21 protein-coding genes are annotated in these 21331 nt (G+C 73.6%); 9 read left to right on the forward strand and 12 right to left on the reverse strand.

Annotation, left to right across the window (positions count from 1 at the left end; all coding sequences use genetic code 11):
* Positions 1-59 precede the first annotated feature (59 nt).
* Positions 60-248, forward strand: a complete 189-nt coding sequence (locus tag AB0E19_RS03355) for a hypothetical protein (protein WP_362172491.1) — start codon at positions 60-62, stop codon at positions 246-248.
* Positions 249-320: 72 nt separating this feature from the next.
* On the opposite strand, the gene AB0E19_RS03360 is transcribed toward AB0E19_RS03355, so the two are convergent.
* Both AB0E19_RS03360 and AB0E19_RS03365 read right to left on the reverse strand, forming a co-directional pair.
* Entirely contained in the window at positions 321-491 is a 171-nt protein-coding gene (locus AB0E19_RS03360) for a hypothetical protein (RefSeq protein WP_360609743.1), read from the reverse strand.
* A 105-nt stretch (positions 492-596) separates the two neighbouring features.
* A complete protein-coding gene (locus tag AB0E19_RS03365; protein ID WP_362172494.1) occupies positions 597-1427 on the reverse strand; it encodes a TIGR02452 family protein in 831 nt (276 codons plus the stop codon).
* 423 nt (positions 1428-1850) lie between these two features.
* Here AB0E19_RS03365 and egtA point away from each other — a divergent pair, with 423 nt between their 5' ends.
* Genes egtA through egtD form a run of 4 tightly spaced genes read left to right on the forward strand, consistent with a single transcriptional unit; the run spans position 1851 to position 6206 of the window.
* Entirely contained in the window at positions 1851-3113 is a 1263-nt protein-coding gene (gene egtA, locus AB0E19_RS03370; protein WP_362172497.1) for an ergothioneine biosynthesis glutamate--cysteine ligase EgtA, read from the forward strand.
* Entirely contained in the window at positions 3110-4492 is a 1383-nt protein-coding gene (egtB, locus tag AB0E19_RS03375; RefSeq protein ID WP_362172500.1) for an ergothioneine biosynthesis protein EgtB, read from the forward strand. Before egtA ends, egtB begins: the two co-directional genes overlap by 4 nt.
* On the forward strand, positions 4492-5244 hold the full coding sequence (egtC, locus tag AB0E19_RS03380) for an ergothioneine biosynthesis protein EgtC (protein WP_362172503.1): 753 nt from the start codon (positions 4492-4494) through the stop codon (positions 5242-5244). The genes egtB and egtC overlap by 1 nt, the downstream gene beginning before the upstream one ends.
* Positions 5241-6206, forward strand: coding sequence for an L-histidine N(alpha)-methyltransferase (egtD, locus tag AB0E19_RS03385; protein WP_362172506.1), 966 nt, complete (start codon positions 5241-5243; stop codon positions 6204-6206). The genes egtC and egtD overlap by 4 nt, the downstream gene beginning before the upstream one ends.
* Here egtD and AB0E19_RS03390 read toward each other — a convergent pair.
* The 3 genes from AB0E19_RS03390 to AB0E19_RS03400 form a co-directional block, all read right to left on the reverse strand.
* Positions 6101-7036 (reverse strand): lysophospholipid acyltransferase family protein, encoded by a 936-nt coding sequence (locus AB0E19_RS03390; protein ID WP_362172509.1) that lies wholly within the window; start codon positions 7034-7036, stop codon positions 6101-6103. The genes egtD and AB0E19_RS03390 overlap by 106 nt on opposite strands.
* Positions 7033-7884 (reverse strand): GNAT family N-acyltransferase, encoded by an 852-nt coding sequence (locus AB0E19_RS03395; RefSeq protein ID WP_362172512.1) that lies wholly within the window; start codon positions 7882-7884, stop codon positions 7033-7035. Before AB0E19_RS03395 ends, AB0E19_RS03390 begins: the two co-directional genes overlap by 4 nt.
* 398 nt (positions 7885-8282) lie before the next feature.
* Positions 8283-9533: an extracellular solute-binding protein gene (locus AB0E19_RS03400; protein ID WP_362172515.1), complete on the reverse strand. Its 1251-nt coding sequence runs from the start codon at positions 9531-9533 to the stop codon at positions 8283-8285.
* Positions 9534-9824: 291 nt separating this feature from the next.
* On the opposite strand from AB0E19_RS03400, the gene AB0E19_RS03405 reads away from it, so the two are divergent.
* Positions 9825-10040, forward strand: coding sequence for a dodecin (locus tag AB0E19_RS03405; protein ID WP_362172518.1), 216 nt, complete (start codon positions 9825-9827; stop codon positions 10038-10040).
* Between the two features lie 30 nt (positions 10041-10070).
* On the opposite strand, the gene AB0E19_RS03410 is transcribed toward AB0E19_RS03405, so the two are convergent.
* Positions 10071-10559, reverse strand: coding sequence for a hypothetical protein (locus AB0E19_RS03410; protein ID WP_362172521.1), 489 nt, complete (start codon positions 10557-10559; stop codon positions 10071-10073).
* A 90-nt stretch (positions 10560-10649) separates the two neighbouring features.
* Here AB0E19_RS03410 and AB0E19_RS03415 point away from each other — a divergent pair, with 90 nt between their 5' ends.
* Together AB0E19_RS03415 and AB0E19_RS03420 are read left to right on the forward strand one after the other, a co-directional pair.
* A complete protein-coding gene (locus AB0E19_RS03415) occupies positions 10650-11705 on the forward strand; it encodes an LLM class flavin-dependent oxidoreductase (protein ID WP_362172524.1) in 1056 nt (351 codons plus the stop codon).
* Positions 11706-11714: 9 nt separating this feature from the next.
* Positions 11715-14150, forward strand: coding sequence for an excinuclease ABC subunit UvrA (locus AB0E19_RS03420; protein WP_362172527.1), 2436 nt, complete (start codon positions 11715-11717; stop codon positions 14148-14150).
* Here AB0E19_RS03420 and AB0E19_RS03425 read toward each other — a convergent pair.
* From AB0E19_RS03425 to AB0E19_RS03440, 4 genes are all read right to left on the reverse strand, one after another.
* Entirely contained in the window at positions 14147-14827 is a 681-nt protein-coding gene (locus tag AB0E19_RS03425) for a DUF5701 family protein (protein ID WP_362172530.1), read from the reverse strand. The genes AB0E19_RS03420 and AB0E19_RS03425 overlap by 4 nt on opposite strands.
* A 114-nt stretch (positions 14828-14941) precedes the next feature.
* Complete coding sequence (locus AB0E19_RS03430) at positions 14942-15685, reverse strand: succinate dehydrogenase/fumarate reductase iron-sulfur subunit (RefSeq protein ID WP_362172533.1); 744 nt, start codon at positions 15683-15685, stop codon at positions 14942-14944.
* The gene (locus AB0E19_RS03435) at positions 15682-17622 is read right to left on the reverse strand and encodes a fumarate reductase/succinate dehydrogenase flavoprotein subunit (RefSeq protein WP_362172535.1); all 1941 of its coding nucleotides are present in this window, start codon (positions 17620-17622) and stop codon (positions 15682-15684) included. Before AB0E19_RS03435 ends, AB0E19_RS03430 begins: the two co-directional genes overlap by 4 nt.
* 2 nt (positions 17623-17624) lie before the next feature.
* Positions 17625-18422 (reverse strand): succinate dehydrogenase, encoded by a 798-nt coding sequence (locus tag AB0E19_RS03440; RefSeq protein ID WP_362172538.1) that lies wholly within the window; start codon positions 18420-18422, stop codon positions 17625-17627.
* A 97-nt stretch (positions 18423-18519) separates the two neighbouring features.
* Here AB0E19_RS03440 and AB0E19_RS03445 point away from each other — a divergent pair, with 97 nt between their 5' ends.
* On the forward strand, positions 18520-19425 hold the full coding sequence (locus tag AB0E19_RS03445) for a LysR substrate-binding domain-containing protein (RefSeq protein WP_362172541.1): 906 nt from the start codon (positions 18520-18522) through the stop codon (positions 19423-19425).
* Positions 19426-19432: 7 nt separating this feature from the next.
* Here the strand turns inward: AB0E19_RS03445 and AB0E19_RS03450 are convergent, their stop codons facing one another.
* Positions 19433-20101: a response regulator transcription factor gene (locus AB0E19_RS03450; protein ID WP_362172544.1), complete on the reverse strand. Its 669-nt coding sequence runs from the start codon at positions 20099-20101 to the stop codon at positions 19433-19435.
* Positions 20098-21285 (reverse strand): HAMP domain-containing sensor histidine kinase, encoded by a 1188-nt coding sequence (locus tag AB0E19_RS03455; protein WP_362172547.1) that lies wholly within the window; start codon positions 21283-21285, stop codon positions 20098-20100. The genes AB0E19_RS03450 and AB0E19_RS03455 overlap by 4 nt, the downstream gene beginning before the upstream one ends.
* Positions 21286-21331 lie beyond the last annotated feature (46 nt).

Consider the following 21331-nt stretch of genomic DNA (forward strand, 5'->3'; position numbering starts at 1 on the left):
TGACCGCCAGTTGGGGTCTGGCCACCTCGGAGGGACGAGCCCTCTGCGGGAGCCGGGAAATGGACGAGGGTCAGGTCTGCGTCACGGGAACCGGCGACGACGCCGTCGAGTCCACCGCGGACGAGGAGAAGAAGGGCGACGAACTCGGCCGGCGGGTATTCGGCTGGATCGGCATCGCCGCCGGAGGGGCCATCGGAGTGGGTGGAGCCGCCATGCTGGTCGTGGTGATCAAGGACCGGAACGGCTGATCCCGTTCGCGTCGCGCCCCTGCTCCCGCACGACGGCGCGGGAGCAGGGGCGCACTTCCTGTCGCGCGGAGGTCAGTTGTGGCCGAACTTCCGCTCTCTGCGGTGGGAGGGCTGCTCGATGACGGAGCGCGGCGCCTCGCCCATGGCCGGGCTGCCGCTCTTCTCCTTGGCGGGCGGGGTTTCGCGGTGTTCGTGACCACCCGTGCGGGCGCCCTTGTTCACCCGGGTCTGCTTCTTGCCCACGATCGTGCCTCCCGTACGAAGACTCTCGGCCGCGCCGCGACTCGGCGGCGCGTCCGTGTCCTTCCAGACTCGCACGGGGGTACGAACACCGCATTACGGAGCGGATCAGGATATTGGATCCAGGATCCGATGGAAGGCGGCAAGGGTCGGGGCGCCCGAGGCGCGGTCCAGGATCGCGAAGACGACCTCGTCGAAGTGGCCGGCGAACCGCCCGTCACCGGTCAGCAGCGCCTTGAAGGCCCCGGCCACCTCTGCCGGGTCGTTGCGGAAGACGCCGCAGCCCCACGCGCCCAGGACGATCCGGCGGTACCCCGCGGCGACCGCCGTCTCCAGGACCCGCTCGGCGCGGGACGCCAGGGCCGCCGGCACCAGGTGGGCCCGTGCCGGGTCCTGGCGGCGGACGACGCCGGCGTTGGGGGCCGGAGAGGTCAGGAAACCGACGGTGAAGGGGGTGGCGAGCAGCGCGCCGCGGTCGTCGCGGAAGACCGGGACCCTGGGCGAGTGAATCACCCGGTCGGTGTAGAGCGCGTCCCGCTCGCTCCGGTGGTGCTCGTAGTAGGCGGGCGCGCGGAGCAGCGTGGCGTGGAGGGCGGAGGAGCGGCACAGGGCCTCCTCCTGCGCCTGGGCCCCGTTGAGGTAGCCGCCGCCGGGGTTGCGGGCGGAGGCGAAGTTCAGGACGGCGACCGGCCCGGCCGGGTCGGCGGCGGTCATCCGGCGGGCGGCGGCGAGGCTGCTCTCGCCGGTGACCTCGATGCGGCCGGCGCGGCCGGTGGCGGGGGCGACGGGGACCGGCTCGGGGCCGTACAGCCTGGTTCCGGCCAGGGCGGCGGAGAGGTCCTCGCGGAGGGAGACGGTCCGCCCGTCGGGGGCGGTGTAGGAAGCCGCGGCGACGATCGCCTCGGTCTGCCGCGCGATCTCGCGCAGTCGTGCACTCATGTCCCGAGGATGATCGTTTCGGCGGGTTCGGGACAAACGGTTTTCCCCGCTCGCCCTCGGCTCCCCTCCGGAGCGGGCTCGGTTCCTGCCCGGGTCATCCTCGCATCACCGTCGAGTCTTCATCCGGTCTCCCTCGGGTCTGCCTCGAGTCTGCCTCGGGCCACTCTCGAATCCCCCTTGAGTCTCACTCGAACCTCGCTCGAATCTCACTCGAATCTCACTCGAATCCGGCTTGAGTCTTGCTTGAGTCTTGCTCGGGTAACTCTTGAGTCTTTCTCGGCTCTCCGCCGCAGCGCCCCACTGGGGGCGCGGAGGGCGCACTCGGGGGCGCCGACGCGCTCTTGCACGCTGCCCGACCGTGGCCTTAGGTGGAAGGCAGCGGCTAGCCGAACGGCTCCGCGACCAGCACTTGGAGGTGCACGGATGGCGCCCGGCGTCACTCCGCGCAGCGGCCCGCCCCTCACCGAGGAGGCGGCAGAGGACCTGCTGCGCTGTATCTGTTTCAAGACCGGCCCGCCCCGGACCGTGGGGGCGGAGCTGGAGTGGCTCGTCCACGACCTGCGCGACCCGCGTGAACCGGTGCGTCCGCACCGTCTGGCGGCCGCGCTCGACACCGTACGGTCCTTGCCCCTGGTGTCGTCGCTCACCTTCGAACCCGGCGGGCAGCTGGAGCTCAGCTCGCTCCCTGCCGGTTCTCTCATGGAATGCATGGACTCCCTCGCCTCCGACCTGTCGGCGGTGCGCACGGCGCTCGGACCGCTCGGTCTGACGCTGAGCGGATACGGGGTCGACCCCTGGCACGCACCGCGCGAGCGGGTGCTGCGCGAGCCCCGGTACGACGCGATGGAGCTCGCGCTGGGCCGGACGGGACCCTCGGGCCGGGCGATGATGTGCGAGTCGGCCTCGGTGCAGGTCTGCCTCGACGCGGGGCACGAGGAGCCGGGTCCGCTCGGCTATCTGCGCCGCTGGGAGCTGGCGCACCTCTTCGGCGCGGTCCTCGTGGCGGTCTTCGCCAACTCCCCGCTGCACGGCGGGCGTCCGACCGGCTGGCGCTCCACCCGGCAGGCGCTGTGGACGGATCTGGACCCGACGCGGGCGCTGGCCCCGCCGGCGGACGGCGACCCGCGCGAGGCGTGGGCCGCGCACGTCCTGGACACGCCGGTGCTCTGCGTGCGGGCGGAGGGCGACGGCCCGTGGCTGGTGCCGGAGGGACTGACCTTCCGGGAGTGGCTGCGGACCGGGAAGCCCCGGCAGGCCGACGCCGACGACCTGCGCTACCACCTGACGACGCTCTTCCCGCCGGTCCGGCCGCGCGGGCATCTGGAACTGCGGATGATCGACGCGCAGCCCGGCCCGGACGGCTGGATGGTGCCGGTGGCGGTGGCGGCCGCGGCCTTCGAGGACGTGACGGCGTCCGAGGCGGTGTACCGGGCGGTACGGCCGCTGGCGGAGCTGGCCGGGACGGAACCCGCGCCCCGCAACCCGCTCTGGCTGCGGGCCGCCAGGGACGGCCTCGCCGATCCGCTGCTGCACGCGGTGGCGGTCGAGGTCTTCGCCGCGGTCCGGCCCGCCCTCCACCGGATCGGCGCGAGCGAGCAGGTACGGAAGGCCGTCGACGCCTTCCGGGAACGGTATGTGGACCCCGGGGGCTGCCCCGCAGACGAGCTCCAGGTGGTGACGTCATGACCAGCACGGCCGATACGAACACGACGACCGGCACGACGACGGGCACGGAGACGGGCCCGGCCGCGGGCGGGAAGCTCGGCCCGGAAGCGCTGCGGGAGCGGGCGCTGGAGGCGCTGACGACCGCCCGGGAGCGCACCGCGCTGCTCACGGACAGCGTGGACGACGGCGAACTCACCGCGCAGCACTCTCCGTTGATGTCCCCCCTCGTCTGGGACCTGGCACACATCGGGAACCAGGAAGAGCAGTGGCTGTGGCGGGAGGTGGCGGGCCGGGATGCCCTGCGGCCGGAGATCGACCCGCTGTACGACGCCTTCGCGCACCCCCGTTCGGAGCGGCCGTCGCTGCCGCTCCTCGGGCCGGCCGAGGCCCGGGCGTACGCCTCCGACGTGCGGACCCGTGTCCTCGACGTCCTGACCGAGGTGCGCCCGGACGGACGTCCGCTGCTGGACGAGGGATTCGCCTTCGGGATGATCGCCCAGCACGAACAGCAGCACGACGAGACGATGCTGATCACCCATCAGCTGAGGAAGGGGCCGGCCGCGCTGAGCGCTCCGCCTCCCCCGGTGCACCCCTCGGCGCCGCTTCCGCCCGAAGTCCTGATACCCGCCGGTCCGTTCACGATGGGAACGTCGGACGAGCCGTGGGCGCTGGACAACGAGCGTCCGGCGCACGTCCGCACCGTGGCCGCCTTCCACATCGACACGGTGCCTGTCACCAACGGCGCCTACCTGGCGTTCATGGCGGACGGCGGCTACACCGAGCGCCGGTGGTGGCACCCGGAGGGCTGGGCCCAGATCCGTGAACACGGCATCGTGGCCCCGCTGTTCTGGCGGCAGGAGGGCGGTCAGTGGCTGCGCCGCCGCTTCGGCGTGACGGAGCCGGTGCCGGAGGACGAGCCCGTGGTCCACGTGAGCTGGTACGAGGCGGACGCGTACGCCCGGTGGGCGGGGCGGCGGCTGCCGACGGAGGCGGAGTGGGAGAAGGCCGCCCGGCACGACCCGGTGACCGGCCGCTCGCACCGCTATCCGTGGGGCGACGCCGACCCGGGCCCGGACCACGCCAACCTGGGCCAGCGGCATCTGCGGCCGGCCCGGGCGGGGAGCTACCCGGCGGGTGCGTCCCCGCTCGGCGTGCGGCAGTTGATCGGTGACGTCTGGGAGTGGACGGCGAGCGACTTCCTGCCGTACCCGGGCTTCCGGGCGTTCCCGTACAAGGAGTACTCGGAGGTGTTCTTCGGTCCCGAGCACAAGGTGCTGCGCGGCGGTTCGTTCGCGGTGGACGCGGTGGCCTGCCGGGGCACCTTCCGCAACTGGGACTATCCGGTACGGCGGCAGATCTTCGCCGGCTTCCGCACCGCCCGCTCCGCGGAGACGGACTGATGTGCCGTCATCTCGCCTATCTGGGCGAGCCGGTGGCGCTCGGCGACCTGATCGTCAGGCCGCCGCATGCGCTGCTGCGCCAGGCCTGGGCGCCGCGGACGCAGACCAGCGGTGTGGTGAACGCGGACGGCTTCGGCGTCGGCTGGTACGCGGACGGGGACCCGGTCCCGGCGCGGTACCGGCGCACGGGGCCCATCTGGGGCGACCTGTCCTTCGCGGACCTCGCCCGGGTCGTGCGCAGCGGGGCGTTCCTCGGCGCGGTCCGGGGGGCGACGCTGCCGGGCGCCGACGGTGAGGCGGCGGCCGCGCCGCTCGCCTCGGGGCCGTGGCTGTTCAGCCACAACGGCGCCGTGCCGGGCTGGCCGGGGACGCTGACACCGCTGGCGTCGACGCTGCCGGCGGCGGAGCTGCTCGAACTGGAGGCGCGGACCGACGCGGCGCTGCTGTGGGCCCTGGTGCTGCACCGGCTCCGGGCGGGCCGGAGCCCCGGGGACGCGCTCGCCGAGACGGTGACGGCGGCCGCCGAGGCGGCCCCGGAGGCGCGGCTCAACCTGCTGCTCACCGACGGCGAACAGATCGCCGCCACGGCCTGGGGCAACAGCCTGTGGTACCTGTCGGGCCCCGACCGGGTGGTCGTGGCCTCCGAACCTTACGACGACGATCCGCTGTGGCAGGAGGTGCCCGAGCACACGCTCGTCACCGCCCGCCCTTCCGACGTCACCCTCATTCCGCTCAAGGAGTTCACCGCGTGAGCACGTTCCAGCTGACCCGCACCCTCGCCCCGGACGCGGCCGCCGCGGATCTGCGCGCCGATGTGCTGCACGGCCTGACCCGCACGCCCAAGGAGCTGCCGCCGAAGTGGTTCTACGACGCGCGGGGCAGTGAGCTGTTCGAGGAGATCACCCGGCTGCCCGAGTACTACCCGACGCGGGCGGAGCGGGAGATCCTGATGGACCGGGCGCCGGAGATCGCGGCGGCGACCGGGGCCAGGACGCTCGTGGAGCTGGGCTCCGGTTCCTCGGAGAAGACCCGGTTCCTGATCGACGCGCTGCTGCCGGACCTTGCCGCGTACGTGCCGGTGGACGTCAGCGAGTCGGCGCTGGCCGGGGCGGCGGAGGCACTGCTCGCCGACCGTCCCGGGCTGCACGTGCACGCGCTGATCGCCGACTTCACCCGGAGCGTCGCGCTGCCGGAGACGCCGGGGCCGCGGCTCGTGGCGTTCCTGGGCGGCACGATCGGCAATCTGCTGCCGGAGGAGCGGCGGACGTTCCTGCGCTCGGTCCGGGAGATGACGGCGCCGGGTGACGGCTTCCTGCTCGGCACGGACCTGGTGAAGGACGAGTCGACCCTGGTGGCCGCGTACGACGACGCGGCCGGGGTGACGGCGGAGTTCAACAAGAACGTGCTGGCCGTGCTCGACCGGGAGCTGGGCGCCGACGCGAATCCGGACGACTTCGACCACGTGGCCCGGTGGGACCGGGAGCGCGAGTGGATCGAGATGCGGCTGCGCGCCCGGCACGCGCTGACCGTAAAGATCCCCGAGCTCGATCTGATGGTCGAGTTCGAGAAGGGCGAGGAGCTGCGGACCGAGGTGTCGGCGAAGTTCCGTCAGGAGGGCGTGCGGACGGAGCTGGCCGAGGCCGGGTTCGAGCTGACGCGCTGGTGGACGGACGCTGAGGGCCGCTTCGCGCTGTCGCTGGCGACGGCCCGGTAGGAAGTCGGCAGGACGGCCCGCTGGGCTGCGGAGGCGAGAAGCCGACGGTCTGGATACTGGATTGCGGATATCGGATCCAGTATCCGGATCTCCACGGTGAGTCCCGGCGTCCGCGCGACCCGCCACAGCGACGCGCCCAGCGGGTCCTCCCCCACGTACGCCGCCGCCCCTTCGGGCCGATAGGCGATGCGTACGGGTTGTATATCGGATCCCGTGTCCACGGCGGCCTGGAAGAGCGCCGGACGGAACCGCCCACCGTCCCGCCCGCACCACGTGGAGCCCTCAGGGAAGGCCGTCACCCGGCCGCCGCCGGCCAGCACCCCGGCGACCTCGCGCACCGTCCCCGGCAGCCGGCGCAGCCCGTCGCGGTCGATGAAGAGCGTGCCGCCCAGGGCGGCGAGCGGGCCGAGCACCGGCCAGCCGCGCACCTCGCGCTTGGCGATCATCCGGCCGGGCAGGACGGCGGCGACGACCGGTATGTCGAGCCAGGAGACGTGGTTGGCCACCACGAGCGCGGACCGGCCGGCGTCCGGGAGGGCGCCGGTGACGGTCAGCCGGACCCCGAAGGCGCGGACGACCGCCCGTGTCCAGAGCCGCACCAGGGCGTACCGCGCGGCGGCGGGCAGCGGGCCCACCACGGGCAGCAGGAGCACGCCGAGGAGGACGGTCGCGAGGCCCGCCGCGAGGCGGGCGCCGGCGAGCGCCGCGGGCGCGGTCCGGAAGGCGGCCCGGGTGGCCGGTAAGGGGTCCGGGTGGGCCGCGCAGCGGCGGCCCGGGGTGCAGGGCGCCGTGGGGAGCCACGGCGAGGGGACCGGGACCGCGTCGTTCACGAGGCCGGGACGAGCGAGAGGAAGTGGCGCAGGTAGCGCGGGTTGGTCCGGCGCAGCGAGAGCAGCACGTACAGGTCGGCGACGCCGAAGTCGGGGTCGTGGGCCGGGACCCCGCAGACCCAGGCGCCCAGCCGGATGTAGCCGCGCAGCAGCGGGGGCAGTTCGGTGCGGCCCTCGGGGCGGCGGACGCCGTCGGCGTTCCACAGCTTGTGCGGGGTGACCCAGTACTCCTCGGGGGCGAGGTGCTTCGCCTTGACGGTGTCCCAGGTCGCCGCGGCGAGCGCGCCGCCGTCGGCGAGCGGGATCGAGCAGCAGCCGGCGAGCCACTCGTGGCCGGTGCTGGTCATGTAGCGGGCGAGGCCGGCCCAGATGAGGGCGATGACGGCGCCGTTGCGGTGGGCGGGGTGGACGCAGGAGCGGCCGACCTCGACGAGGTCGTGGCGGATCGGCGCGAGCCGGGCGAGGTCGAACTCGGACTCGGAGTAGAGCCGGCCGGCGACGGCGGCCCGCTCGGGCGGCAGGATCCGGTAGGTGCCGACGACCTCGCCGGTGGACTCCTCGCGGACCAGGAGGTGGTCGCAGTAGGCGTCGAAGGCGTCGGTGTCGAGGCCCGGCTCGGGTCCGTCGAGGCGGGCGCCCATCTCGCCGGCGAAGACCAGGTGGCGCAGGCGCTGGGCGGCGCGGACGTCCTCCTGGTCGCGGGCGAGTCCCACCAGGTAGCGCGGTTCGGGTTCGGGGCCGCCGGCCCGTCCGGGCTGCGCGGGCAGCGTCACGGCGGGCTGGATGCCCGCGGGCACGGGGACGGCGGGGGCGGTCGCGTCGGCGAGCAGGTGCGAGAGGGCGGTCATGGCGGTCTCCTCCGGCATACGGAAGGTGAAGGTCGGCACCGGTCCGCGAGCGGTGCGTACCGGCCCCTCGTTTCTTCCGCCGCAGGCTGGATTCGACATGACCGCCCGGGGGATCGCGGGTGTGGGAAGGCTGAATGCTCCGCGGCGCCCGTACCCGGGGGCTCCGCGCCCGGCCGCCCGGCCCGGCCACCCGGCCCGGCCACCCGGCCCGGCCGCCGGGCCTCCAGGCCGGGGCAGGCGGCTCGCCGCCCGGCCGGAGCGGCCGGCCGCCTCCCCTGGCCGACGGTCCCGTCGCCACCGTTCCCGACCCGCTCGGCCACCCGACCCGCTCTCCCGACGTGGCCCTACCGGCCCGTCCGGCCCTGCCAGCCCGTCCGGCCCGTCCGGCCCGTCCGGCCCTACTCGGCCAGGGTCTCCGTGATGGCCTCCGAGGCCTTGCGGGCCGCCTTCCTGGCGTCCTCGCCCTCCAGGACGGCGGTCATGAAGGGCTTGATGGGGTTGTCGCCCTCGACGCTGGCCCACTGCGGGGAGTTGGGGGTGGCGCGTCCGTTGGCGGCGCCGGCGGCCATGGCCGCCGTGGCCTCCTGCCCGGAGACGACGGAGGCGAGGCCCTTCTTGTTGGGCACGTAGCCCATGGCGCGGGCGAGTTCGGTCTGCCACTTCTCCCCGGCCAGCGCCTTGACGACGTCGAGGGCGGCGGAGCGGTCGGGGGCGTTCTCCGGGATGATCAGGTCGGAGCCTCCGGTGAAGACGGCGCCGGGGGTGCCGGCCTTCTTGCCGGGGACGGGGAAGTAGCCGAGCTTGTCCTTGAGGCCGGGGTTGGCCTTGAGGATGGCGGAGACGGCGCTGGGCACGGCGACGATCTGGGCGACGTCGCCGCGGGCGAAGACCTCGGCCTGCGGCGGGTTCTGCTCGTCGGCGTTCTTCGGGCCCGCGCCGAGGGACTGGAGGTCCTTGTAGAACTCCATGCCGCGCAGGGCCTCGGGGCTGTCGAGGGTGCCGCTCCAGACGCCGCCCTCGTCGACGGCCAGCTCGCCGCCCTCGTCCCAGATGAAGCCGGCGAGGGTGTACCAGTCCTGGCCGGCCAGGTAGATGCCCTGGGAGCCCTGGCGGTTCAGCTTCTCGGTGGCGTCGAGCCACTGCGCGCGCGTGGCGGGCGGTTCCGCGACGCCGGCCTGGGCGAAGAGGTCCTTGTTGTAGATCACGATGCGGTTGGCGGCGTACCAGGGGATGCCGTACTGGGAGCCGCCGACGCTGCCGGGTTCGGCGAGGCCGGGCAGCCAGTCCTCGCTGCCGAGGTCGCGGACGGACTCCAGGGTGAGGTCGAAGAGGCGGTCGGTGTCGGCGTACTGGGCGACCTGGGTGTTGCCGACCTCGATGAGGTCCGGTCCGCCGCCGCCCTTGATGGCCTCGGTGACCTTCTTGCCGATGCCGGTCCAGTCCTGGATGGTGACGTTGAGTTCGACGTCGTCGTGCTCGTCCTCGTACGCCTCGGTGAAGCGGTTCAGGAAGTCCTCGCTGACGCTGTCCCGCATGAGCCATATGTCGACCGTGCGGGTCTCGCCCCCGGAGCCCGGCAACAGCCCGCAGCCCGCGAGGGCGAGTGCGGTGGCGGCAGCCAGCGGGCATGCGAGAAAGCGGTTCTTCACGGAGGTCACCTTCGGTTCAGCACACGGTGGTGCGACATGGGCGGCTGACCCGACGTGTGGGGGGACCGAACGGGATGTTCGCGCGGGTATGTGGCCAGGATTCTGGTCTGGACCAACCGAGGTGGTCAAGTCCTTGACCATCTCGTTCCCGGATCGGGCGGGCATACGGAACGGTTACCCACGGGTACGGGCGAAGGGGGCGTGACCGCCTCCGCGTCGTGTCGCGGGGTGCCGCGCGCTGGGGCACGGTGGAGTGGACCCACTCGCGGGCACTGAGAGGATCCGCCCCCCATGTCGAACCACACCTACCGCGTCACCGAGATCGTCGGCACCTCCACCGAGGGCGTCGACCAGGCCATCCGCAACGGCATCGACCGCGCCTCGCAGACGCTCCGCGGCCTCGACTGGTTCGAGGTCACGCAGGTCCGCGGGCACCTGGTCGACGGGCGGATCGAGCACTACCAGGTCGGTCTGAAGGTCGGCTTCCGGCTGGACGACGGCGCCTGACGCGGGTCGGGCCGCGGGCCCCGTCCGGGGTCAGGTCCTGCCCTCGCGCTCCTGGGCCTCCCTCAGCGCCTCGGAGGGGGTCGCCCAGCGGGCGCGGACGACCGGGAAGCCGGCCTCCTCCGCGGCGTCGCAGACGAGCCCGTCGTCGTCGACGAGCATCCGCACCTCCCGGCCGGCGGCGAGCCGCCGCAGGATCTCCACCTTGGTGACCCGCGCCGGCCGGAAGTCGCGGTGCCGCCGCATGTGCAGCGGCCCCTCGGGCAGTCCCTGCGCGGCCAGCCACTCCAGGGTGTCCCGCCGGCAGCGCTCCGGACGCCCGGTCAGGTACACCACCTGGCACTCCCCGGCCGCCGACCGGCACAGCACCACGCCCTCCACCAGCGGCGGGTCGTCCGGAGCCGCCCCGAAGAAGGCGTCCCAGTCCCGCGGCCTGCGCTCCAGGAAGTGCTGCCGGTGGGCCGTGTCGGCCAGGGTGCCGTCGAGGTCGAAGACGGCCAGCGGCCGGGAGTCTCCTGTCACGCGTCCAGCCTAGGAGCCGGGACCGACAACCGCCGCGCGACGGGGGGCGGCCGCCGGGAACACCGGCGGCACGCGCGTGTTGGAACCCTCATGAGCACTCTGCCCCCGGGCCTCCGCCTCTCGGTCCTCGACCGCTCCCGCACACGGGAGGGCGAGTCGCCGTCCCAGGCCCTGCGCGACACCGTGCGGCTCGCCCGCGAGGTGGAGGCGCTCGGCTACCACCGTTTCTGGGTCTCCGAGCACCACGGCGTGCCCGGTGTCGCCGGTTCCGCGCCGACCGTGCTCGCCGCGGCCGTCGCCGCCGCCACCACGGCCATCCGGGTGGGCACCGGAGGAGTGATGCTGCCCAATCACCGGCCCATGGTGGTGGCCGAACAGTTCGGCGTCCTGGCCTCGCTCTTCCCGGACCGGATCGACATGGGCCTCGGCCGCTCGCTGGGCTTCACCGACGGCGTCCGGCGCGCCCTCGGCCACGAGAAGGACGAGGCGGAGTCCTTCCCGGAGCGCGTCGAGGAGCTGCTGGGCTGGTTCACCGGCACCCAGACGGCCCATCCCGGCGTCCACGCCCGCCCGGCGGAGGGGCTGCGGGTCCCGCCGTTCGTGCTCGCGACCGGCGCGGGCGCCCGGATCGCCGCGGAGGCGGGGCTGCCGCTGGTCGTCGGGGACCTGCGCCACCGCTCCCGCCTGCTGGCCGCCGTGGACGCGTACCGGGCCGCCTTCCGGCCCTCGGCGTGGGCCTCGGAGCCGTATGTCGTCGTCTCCGGCACGATCGCCGTCGCCCCGACCGAGGCGGAGGCGCGCCGGCTGCTCGTCCCGGAGGCCTGGGGCGTGGCGTACTCCCGCACCCGGGGCGACTTCCCGCCGCTCGCGCCGCCGGAGCGGATCGAGCGGCTGGCGATGACGGACCGCCAGCGCGGCCTGTACGAGGAGGGGCTCGCCGGCCATCTGTACGGCACCGAGCCGCAGGTGGCCGAGAGGCTCGCGGACGCCGTGCGGGAGACCGGGGCGGACGAGATCCTGGTGACGACGAGCACGTACGACCGGGACGCTCTGCTCGCCTCGTACCGGGGGCTGGCCCGGGCGGCGGGGCTGACACCCCGGAGCGGGCGAGGGACGGATACCGGCCGAGAAACGGATATTGGATAAAATCTCCGAATGCTGGATCCAGCCTCCGCCCACGACCCCTACGTCCGTGTCCGCGGCGCCCGCGAACACAATCTCCAGGCCGTGGACGTCGACATCCCCCGCGACACCCTCACCGTCTTCACCGGCGTCTCCGGCTCCGGGAAGTCCTCGCTCGCCTTCGGAACCGTCTACGCGGAGGCGCAGCGCCGCTACTTCGAGTCCGTGGCGCCGTACGCCCGCCGGCTCATCCACCAGGTGGGCGCACCGAAGGTCGGGGAGATCACCGGCCTGCCCCCGGCGGTCTCCCTGGAACAGCGGCGCGCCGCACCGAGCGCCCGCTCCTCCGTCGGCACGGTCACCACCCTGTCGAACTCGCTGCGGATGCTCTACTCCCGCGCCGGCGACTACCCGGCGGGGGCGCCGCGGCTCGACTCCGACGCCTTCTCCCCCAACACGGCCGCCGGTGCCTGCCCGTCCTGCCACGGCCTCGGCCGGATCCACGAGACCGGCGAGGAACTCCTGGTCCCCGACCCGGGCCTGTCGATCCGGGAGGGAGCCGTCGCGTCGTGGCCCGGCGCCTGGCAGGGGAAGAACCTGCGCGACGTCCTCGACGCCCTCGGGTACGACGTCGACCGGCCCTGGCGCGAGCTGGACCCGAAGGACCGGGAGTGGATCCTCTTCACCGACGAGCAGCCGGTCGTCACGGTCCACCCGGTCCGTGAGGCGGGCCGGATCCAGCGCCCGTACCAGGGCACGTACACCGGCGCCCGCCGGCTCGTCCTGCGCACCTACTCCGAGTCGAAGAGCCCGGCGCTGCGGGCCAAGGCGGAACGCTTCCTCACCAGCGCGCCGTGCCCGGTGTGCGGCGGGAGCCGGCTCCGCCCCGAGGCACTGGCCGTCACCTTCGCGGGCCGGACCATCGCCGAGCTGGCGGCGCTGCCGCTCACCGCCCTGGCCGAGGTACTGACCCCGGTCGCCGCGCCGGCCTCGCGGGCCACCACAGCCACCGGCCCCACCGCCGCGCCCACCGGCCCCACCACCACGCCCGGCGGCCCGGAGACCGCCCGTGTCCTCGCCGAGGACCTGCTCGCCCGAATCGCCACCGTCACCGAACTCGGCCTCGGCTACCTCTCCCTGGACCGCACCACCCCCACCCTCTCCAGCGGGGAGCTCCAGCGGCTGCGGCTCGCCACCCAGCTCCGCGCCGGGCTCTTCGGCGTCGTGTACGTGCTCGACGAACCGTCCGCCGGCCTGCACCCGGCCGACACCGAGGCGCTCCTCGTGGTCCTCGACCGGCTGAAGGCGGCCGGCAACACGGTCTTCGTCGTCGAACACCACCTGGACGTGGTCCGGCACGCCGACTGGCTCGTCGACGTCGGCCCGCGCGCCGGGGAGCACGGCGGCCGGGTCCTGCACAGCGGTCCGCCCGAACTCCTCGCGCACGTCGAGGAGTCGGCCACCCGCCGCTTCCTCTTCGACCGGTCCCCCGTGCCCGAGCGGCCCGCGCTCGCCCCCGAGCGGTGGCTGCGCACCGGCCCCGTCACCCGGCACAACCTGCGCGCGGTGGACGCCGCCTTCCCCCGGGGCGCCCTCACCGCCGTGACCGGCGTCTCGGGCTCCGGGAAGTCCACCCTCGTCGCGGCGCTCGCCGAGGAGACCGAGGGCGGCGGACGGACGGTGACGGTCGACCAGCGGCCGATCGGCCGCACCCCGCGCTCCAACCTGGCCACGTACACCGGCCTCTTCGACGTGGTGCGCAAGCTGTTCGCGGAGACCGAGGAGGCCAGGGCCCGCGGCTACAAGGTCGGACGCTTCTCGTTCAACGTGCGGGGCGGCCGCTGCGAGACCTGCCAGGGCGAGGGGTTCGTCTCGGTGGAGCTGCTGTTCCTGCCGAGCACGTACGCCCCCTGCCCCGACTGCCACGGCGCCCGGTACGACCCGGAGACCCTCCAGGTGCGGCTGCGCGGCCTGACGATCGCCGAAGTCCTGGACCTGACCGTGGAGTCGGCGGCCGCCTTCTTCGCGGAGGTGCCGGCGGCGGCCCGGAGCCTGACCACCCTCCTCGACGTCGGCCTCGGCTATCTGCGGCTCGGCCAGCCCGCCACCGAACTCTCCGGTGGCGAGGCGCAGCGCATCAAGCTCGCCGCCGAGCTCCAGCGCCTGCGCCGCACCCACACCCTGTACGTCCTCGACGAGCCGACCACCGGGCTGCACCCGGCCGATGTCGAGGTCCTGGTACGCCAGTTGCGGGGGCTCGTGGACGGCGGCCACACGGTGGTGGTCGTCGAGCACGACATGGACGTGGCCGCCGGAGCGGACTGGGTGATCGACCTCGGACCGGGCGGCGGCGACGCGGGCGGCCGGATCGTCGCCGAGGGACCCCCGGCCCGGGTGGCGCGCGCGGCGGACAGCCGCACCGCGCCCTATCTGGCCCGGGCCCTGGGGATCCCCGGCGGAGCGGTCTAGCCGTTCCGGCCGGTGGTGGAGCCGAAGCCGAGCCAGGTGTGGCGGTTGTTCCACCAGCACCAGCCGACCTTGGGCGCGCCCTTGCGTTCCTTGCCGTCGCGTCCGGTGCCGTTGCTGATCCAGATGGCCGGAGTGCGGGCGTCGAAGGAGCCGTTGGGCTTGCGCAGGCGCGAACCGATGGTCATGAAGCACTTGTTGCGCTCCAGGACCTCGGGCCGCTGGAGCAGCCAGTGGATGCCCTCGGTGAGGAGCAGCGGGGTGCGCCCTGCGCCGGTGAGGGCCGGAAGGGCCTCCTCGGGGGACCAGTTGCCCATGTGGTCGCCCCGGTCCAGGTCGTGGACCAGGTAGAAGGGGCCGTCGGGGAGCGTCACGCCCTGCGGGGCGAAGGCGTCCACGTCCTCCATGTCGACCACGACGAAGCCGGGCTTGTCCGCGAGGCCGAGCAGCGGGGCGAGGGCCGAGGCGGGCGCGGCGTCCGGGTGGACGGCCAGCAGGGAGCCGGCCGGGGCGTCGGCGGCGGCCTTCTCGGCGTAGGCCCGCAGCTCGCCGGCGTCGACGCCGGTGCGGGCGGGCACCCCGAGCTCGATGAGCCGCTCCGCCTGGGCGGCGAGCGGGGGCAGCGGGAAGGGGCTGGTGGAAGCGTCGGCGGACGGGGTGGTGCTGTGCGCGTCGGGCAAGGTTCTCCTCGGTCGGGATGGCGTCGGCCCGGGAAGAACGGCCCGGGCCGACGCTTTGTTCCCGACGGGGAGAGGTTCTCTCCTCTCGTCCGTGTCCGGCAGGACGAGGTCCTCTCACTTCACCTTGCGCCGGGCGCGCAGCCACTCCTTGTTCATGGCGGCGATCGAGGGCAGCGGGATGCCCTTGGGGCAGGCGGTGGCGCACTCGCCGGTGAGGGTGCAGCCGCCGAAGCCCTCGGCGTCCATCTGGGCGACCATGTCGAGGACCCGGGTCTCGCGCTCCGGGGCGCCCTGCGGCAGCACGTTCAGGTGGTTGATCTTGGCGGAGGTGAAGAGCATCGCCGAGCCGTTCGGGCAGGCGGCGACGCAGGCGCCGCAGCCGATGCACTCGGCGTGCTCGAAGGCGAAGTCGGCGTCCGCCTTGGGCACGGCGGTCGCGTGGGCCTCGGGCGCGGAGCCGGTGGGGGCGGTGACGTAGCCGCCGGCCTGGATGATCCGGTCGAAGGCGGTGCGGTCGACGACGAGGTCCTTGACGACCGGGAAGGCGGAGGCCCGCCAGGGTTCGACGTCGATGGTGTCGCCGTCGTGGAAGGACCGCATGTGGAGCTGGCAGGTGGTGGTGCGCTCGGGGCCGTGGGCGTCTCCGTCGATGACGAGGCTGCACGCGCCACAGATGCCCTCGCGGCAGTCGTGGTCGAAGGCGACGGGGTCCTCGCCGCGCAGGATGAGGTCCTCGTTGAGGGTGTCGAGCATCTCCAGGAACGACATGTCGGGGGAGACGCCGTCCACCTCGTAGGTGACCATGGCGCCCTCGGCGCCGGGGTTCTTCTGGCGCCAGACGCGCAGGTTGAGCTTCATGCGTAGCTCCGCTGGGTGGGGTGGACGTACTCGAAGGCGAGGTCCTCCTTGTGGAGGACGGGGGCGCCGCCGGTGAACTCCCAGGCGGCGGCGTAGGCGAACTCCTCGTCGCGGCGGGCGGCTTCGCCGTCCGGGGTCTGGGACTCCTCGCGGAAGTGGCCGCCGCAGGACTCGGCGCGGTTCAGGGCGTCGAGGCACATCAGCTCGGCGAGTTCGAGGTAGTCGACGATCCGGTTGGCCTTCTCCAGCGACTGGTTGAGTTCCGCGCCGGTGCCGGGGACCTTGATGCGGCGCCAGAACTCCTCGCGGATCTCGGGGATCCGGCGGAGCGCGGTGCGCAGTCCCTCCTCGGTGCGCGCCATGCCGCAGAACTCCCACATGACCTCGCCGAGTTCACGGTGGAAGGAGTCGGGGGTGCGGTCGCCGTCGACGGAGAGGAGGAGGGCGAGCCGGTCCTCGGTCTCGGCCAGTACCTCGCGGACGGCGGGGTGTTCGTCCGTGACGGGCTCGGACTGCGGGTGGCGTGCGAGGTAGTCGTTGATGGTGGCCGGCAGGACGAAGTAGCCGTCGGCGAGGCCCTGCATGAGGGCGGAGGCACCGAGCCGGTTGGCGCCGTGGTCGGAGAAGTTGGCCTCGCCGACGGCGAAGAGGCCGGGGACGGTGGTCTGGAGGTCGTAGTCGACCCACAGTCCGCCCATCGTGTAGTGGACGGCCGGGTAGATCCGCATGGGGACCTCGTACGGGTTCTCCGCCGTGATCCGTTCGTACATGTCGAAGAGGTTGCCGTACTTGGCCTCGACGGCCTTGCGGCCCATCCGGGCGATGGCGTCGGCGAAGTCGAGGTAGACGCCCTGGCCGCCGGGGCCCACTCCCCTGCCCTCGTCGCAGACGTTCTTCGCGGCGCGGGAGGCGATGTCGCGGGGGACGAGGTTGCCGAAGGAGGGGTAGATCCGCTCCAGGTAGTAGTCGCGCTCGTCCTCGGGGATCTCGGCGGCGGGGCGGGTGTCGCCCTTGGCCTTCGGCACCCAGATGCGGCCGTCGTTGCGGAGCGACTCGCTCATCAGGGTCAGCTTCGACTGGTGGTCGCCGGTGCGCGGGATGCAGGTGGGGTGGATCTGGGTGAAGCAGGGGTTGGCGAAGTACGCGCCGCGCCGGTGGGCCCGCCAGACGGCGGTGGCGTTGGAGTTCATCGCGTTCGTCGACAGGTAGAAGACGTTGCCGTAGCCGCCGCTGGCGAGGACGACGGCGTCGGCGTAGTGGGTGGAGATCTCGCCCGTGATCAGGTCGCGGGCGACGATGCCGCGGGCGCGACCGTCGACGACGACCAGGTCGAGCATCTCGGTACGGGCGTGCATCTCGACGTTCCCGGCGGCGATCTGCCGGGACAGCGCCTGGTAGGCGCCGAGGAGGAGCTGCTGGCCGGTCTGGCCGCGGGCGTAGAAGGTGCGGGAGACCTGGACTCCGCCGAAGGAGCGGGTGTCGAGGAGTCCGCCGTACTCGCGGGCGAAGGGGACGCCCTGGGCGACGCACTGGTCGATGATCTCGACGGAGATCTGCGCGAGCCGGTGGACGTTGGACTCGCGGGCGCGGAAGTCGCCGCCCTTGACGGTGTCGTAGAAGAGGCGGTGGACGGAGTCGCCGTCGTTGCGGTAGTTCTTCGCGGCGTTGATGCCGCCCTGGGCGGCGATCGAGTGGGCGCGGCGGGGCGAGTCCTGGAAGCAGAACTGGACGACGTGGTAGCCCTGTTCGGCGAGGGTGGCGCCGGCGGAGCCGCCGGCGAGGCCGGTGCCGACGACGATGATCCGGTGCTTGCGCCGGTTGGCGGGGTTGACCAGCTTCGCCTCGAAGCGGCGGGTGTCCCACCGCTCGGCGATGGGTCCGGCCGGCGCCTTCGTGTCGGCGATCGGTTCGCCGGTGCGGAAGTCGAGGTAGCTCATGGTCAGTTCACCACTCCGGTCATGACGCCGACGGGGACGGCGATGAAGCCCGCGGTCAGGACGAGCGCGAGGAGGTTCGCCGTGAGGCGCAGGGCGCGTTCGCGCCGGGCGTTGCCGACGCCGAGGGTCTGGGCGGCGCTCCAGAAGCCGTGCCGGACGTGGAGCCCGACGGCGAGCATGGCGACGAGGTAGATCGTGTTGCCGTACCAGGTGGAGAAGGTGTCGATGACGTTCTGGTAGGGCCTGCCCTCCTCGAAGCCGCCGGGATGGACGGTCCCGGTGGTGAGGTCGAGGACGTGCCAGACGATGAAGAGGGCGAGGATGATCCCGCCCCAGCGCATGGTGCGGGTGGCGTACGAGGAGCCCTTGCGCCGGTGGGCGTACCGGGTGGGACGCGCCTTGATGTCGCGGCGGCTGAGCTGGTACGCGGAGACGGCGTGCGCGCCGACGGCCGCGAGGAGCACGATCCGGGCGAGCCACAGTCCCCACTCGTGGTGCAGGATCGGGGCGCCCATCACCCGCAGCCAGTGGGCGTAGCCGTTGAACTCCTCGGGGCCGAAGAAGACCTTGAGGTTTCCGGCCACGTGCGCGACCAGGTAGGCGAGCATGATGAGGCCGCTCGCGGCCATCACGGTCTTCTTGCCGATGGTCGACGACCAGAAGCCGCGGGTGGGGGTGCGGGACGGCGGTCGGGCCGGCGCCGCCTCGCGGGCGGACGCCGGGCCCTTCACCGACGCCGAACCCTTCGCGGGCCCCGTGTCCTTCGGGTTCGCCGTGTCCTTGCTGGGTGCCAGAGCCATGCCTTCGACGCTAGGGCCGAAGGGCCCAAGAGGTCCAAGACATGGTCTGGCTGATATCCATAGGCTGTAGCTATGCGTGTGCCCTAGGCTGGGCTTCATGCAGTTCCAGCAGCTCCTCTACTTCGTGGCCGTCGCCGAGACCCGCCACTTCACCCGGGCCGCCGAACGCGTCCACGTCTCGCAGCCCTCGCTCTCCCAGCAGATCAAGGCGCTGGAGCAGGAACTGGGCGCGGAGCTGTTCAGCCGGGCCCGCGGCAACATCGCCCTCACCGACGCCGGAGAGGCCCTCCTCCCGCTGGCCCGCCGGATCCTCGCCGACACCGAGACCGCCCGCCGCGAGGTCCAGGAACTCGCCCAGCTCAAGCGCGGACGGGTGCGCCTCGGCGCCACCCCCAGCCTCTGCACCGGCCTCCTCCCCGACGTCCTGCGCGCCTTCCACGACCTGCACCCGGGAATCGAGCTGCTCATCGAGGAGGGCGGCTCGCACGACCTCGTGCGGGAGCTGGCGCGCGGCTCCCTCGACCTGGCGCTCGTCGTGCTGCCGCTGCCCTCGCCGTCGCCGGCGCTGACCACGGTGGAGCTGCTGCGCGAGGACCTCGTGGTGGTCTCGTCGGCCTCCGCGCCACCGCCGCGCCGGCCGGTCCGGATCACCGACCTGCGGGACCAGCCGCTGGTCATGTTCCGGCACGGCTACGACCTGCGGGAGCTGACCGTCGGGGCGTGCCGGGCGGCCGGCTTCGAGCCGACGTTCACCGTCGAGGGCGGCGAGCTGGACGCGGTCCTCGGCTTCGTACGGGCCGGGCTCGGGCTCGCCGTCGTCCCCGCCATGGTCGCCTCCCGGGCCGGCCGCGACCTGCGCGTCACCGCGCTCGCCCGGCCCGGTCTGCGCCGCACGATCGCCCTCGCCCACCGCAGCGACGTCGCCCCGCCGCGCGCCGCCCGCGAGCTCCAGAAGCTGCTGATGGCCTCGCGGCGCGGCAAGACGGGCCCGGACACCGCGTAGCGAGGGCTCAGGGTTCGATGAGCCCGGCCCGGATCGCGTACCGGGTCAGTTCGAGGCGGTCGCGCAGCCCCAGCTTGTGGAGGATGTTGGCGCGGTGCCGCTCCACCGTCTTCGGGCTGATGAAGAGCAGATCGCCGATCTCCTTCGAGGTGTGCCCCTCGGCCACCAGCTTCAGGATCTCCTCCTCCCGCTCGGTGACCGGCCGCTCGGGCAGCCCCGCGCCGGAGCGCACCCGGTCGAGGTAGCTGCGGATCAGCGCGGTCTCCGCGCCCGGGTAGATGAACGGTTCGTCGCGCAGTGCCGACCGGCAGGCCTCGACGAGGTCCCGGTCGGCGACGGACTTCGGCACGTACCCGTTGGCGCCGGCCCTCAGCGCCTCGAAGAAGTACTCCTCGTTGTCGTACATGGTCAGCATCAGGATCCGCAGCCCGGGCCGCAGCCGGGCGAGTTCGCGCGCCGCCTGGAGCCCGGTCGTCCGGGGCATCGCGATGTCCAGGACGGCGAGGTCCAGCCGGGCGTCCCCGCGTGCGGCGGCGACCGCCTCCGCCCCGTCCCCCGCCTCCGCGACGACCTCCAGGTCCGGCTCCGCGTCGAGGATGAGCCGCACCCCGCGCCGTACCAGCGCGTGGTCGTCCACGAGGAGGATCCGGGCGGGCGGGCGTACGGGGGAGGTCATCGCTCGTGTCCAGGGGTCGGGGCCGGCAGGGGTACGGGGTCGGTTCCGGGCGTCCGTACGGAACCGGTACGGGGTACGGGCTCACCGCCGGACCCGGGCGCAGACGCCGACGCCGACGCAGGACCTGCCATCGGCACAGGTCCAGGTACCGGACCGGGCGCCGCTCCGGGCCCCGCCGCCTCCGCACGCGCGCCTGCCGCCGCCGGGACCGGTTCCGCTCCCGGTACCGCGGCCGGTCCCGCCGTCCGCCGCTCCGGCAGGTCGAGGCGTACCTCCGTACCGCCCTCCGCCCCCGGTCCCACCCTCAGCTCGGCGCCGACGAGCAGCGCGCGCTCGCGCATGCCACCGATCCCCGCGCCCTCCTCGGCGTCGGCCGTGCCCCGGCCGTCGTCGCGGACGAGGAGGCGGGTCCCGCCGCCCGGTGACGGGCCGAGGCTCAGTTCGACGAGGCCGGCGGAGGCGTGGCGGGCCGCGTTGGTGAGGCTCTCCTGGGCGACCCGGTAGACGACGAGTTCCGTCGCCGGGTCGAGGGGCACCGGGGCGGGCGCGAGCTGGGTGGTCACCCGGAGGCCCGGGGTGGAGAGTTCGCCGGCGAGGGAGCGGAGCGCGCTGTGCAGGCCCAGTTCCTCCAGGACCCCGGGCCGCAGCCGGCGGGCGATCCGGCGGATCTCCTCCAGTCCGGCGCGGGTGGTCTCCTGTGCCTGCCGCAGGTCCTCGCGGAGGTCCGCCGGGGCGTGGTCGGCGGTGTGCTTGAGCTGGAGGAGGACGGCGGTGAGGGTCTGGCCCACCTCGTCGTGGAGCTCGCGGGCGATCCGCTGGCGCTCCGCCTCCTGCGCGGTGAGGACCCGGGCGCTGCTGGTGGCCCGCTCGGTCTCCAGCCGGTCCAGCATGGCGTTGAAGGCGGCGGTCAGGTCGGCGATCTCACCGCGTCCGGTGACCTCGGCCCTGGTGCCCGGCTTGAGGAGGTCGGCCGCGGCCATGGCGCGGCCGAGCCGGCCGAGCGGGGCGAGGCCCACGCGCAGCAGCACCGCGTTGAGGACGAGCATCAGGACGAGACCGCCGACCACCACGACCGCCTCGCCGAGGAGGACCGGGGTGGAGACGGTGACGGGTCCCAGGAGGAGTCCCGCGGCGAGGACGAGGACGGCCGCGTTGAGGAGGAAGATCCGTCCGTACAGTGACACCGTTCTGCTCTCTCCCTCTCCCTGACGCCGACGGCTCTGGTCGGCC

The sequence above is a fragment of the Streptomyces sp. NPDC047974 genome (assembly GCF_040653375.1).
Taxonomy (GTDB): Bacteria; Actinomycetota; Actinomycetes; order Streptomycetales; family Streptomycetaceae; genus Streptomyces.

What these genes read in the sequence shown, in the direction of transcription:
- AB0E19_RS03420 (WP_362172527.1), top strand. Translation starts at nt 11,715, where the DNA reads ATGCTGGATCCAGCCTCCGCCCACGACCCCTACGTCCGTGTCCGCGGC.
- AB0E19_RS03450 (WP_362172544.1), bottom strand. Translation starts at nt 20,101, where the DNA reads ATGACCTCCCCCGTACGCCCGCCCGCCCGGATCCTCCTCGTGGACGAC.
- AB0E19_RS03435 (WP_362172535.1), bottom strand. Translation starts at nt 17,622, where the DNA reads ATGAGCTACCTCGACTTCCGCACCGGCGAACCGATCGCCGACACGAAG.
- egtA (WP_362172497.1), top strand. Translation starts at nt 1,851, where the DNA reads ATGGCGCCCGGCGTCACTCCGCGCAGCGGCCCGCCCCTCACCGAGGAG.
- AB0E19_RS03355 (WP_362172491.1), top strand. Translation starts at nt 60, where the DNA reads ATGGACGAGGGTCAGGTCTGCGTCACGGGAACCGGCGACGACGCCGTC.
- egtB (WP_362172500.1), top strand. Translation starts at nt 3,110, where the DNA reads ATGACCAGCACGGCCGATACGAACACGACGACCGGCACGACGACGGGC.
- AB0E19_RS03415 (WP_362172524.1), top strand. Translation starts at nt 10,650, where the DNA reads ATGAGCACTCTGCCCCCGGGCCTCCGCCTCTCGGTCCTCGACCGCTCC.
- AB0E19_RS03395 (WP_362172512.1), bottom strand. Translation starts at nt 7,884, where the DNA reads ATGACCGCCCTCTCGCACCTGCTCGCCGACGCGACCGCCCCCGCCGTC.
- AB0E19_RS03445 (WP_362172541.1), top strand. Translation starts at nt 18,520, where the DNA reads ATGCAGTTCCAGCAGCTCCTCTACTTCGTGGCCGTCGCCGAGACCCGC.
- AB0E19_RS03365 (WP_362172494.1), bottom strand. Translation starts at nt 1,427, where the DNA reads ATGAGTGCACGACTGCGCGAGATCGCGCGGCAGACCGAGGCGATCGTC.
- AB0E19_RS03405 (WP_362172518.1), top strand. Translation starts at nt 9,825, where the DNA reads ATGTCGAACCACACCTACCGCGTCACCGAGATCGTCGGCACCTCCACC.
- egtC (WP_362172503.1), top strand. Translation starts at nt 4,492, where the DNA reads ATGTGCCGTCATCTCGCCTATCTGGGCGAGCCGGTGGCGCTCGGCGAC.
- AB0E19_RS03440 (WP_362172538.1), bottom strand. Translation starts at nt 18,422, where the DNA reads ATGGCTCTGGCACCCAGCAAGGACACGGCGAACCCGAAGGACACGGGG.
- AB0E19_RS03430 (WP_362172533.1), bottom strand. Translation starts at nt 15,685, where the DNA reads ATGAAGCTCAACCTGCGCGTCTGGCGCCAGAAGAACCCCGGCGCCGAG.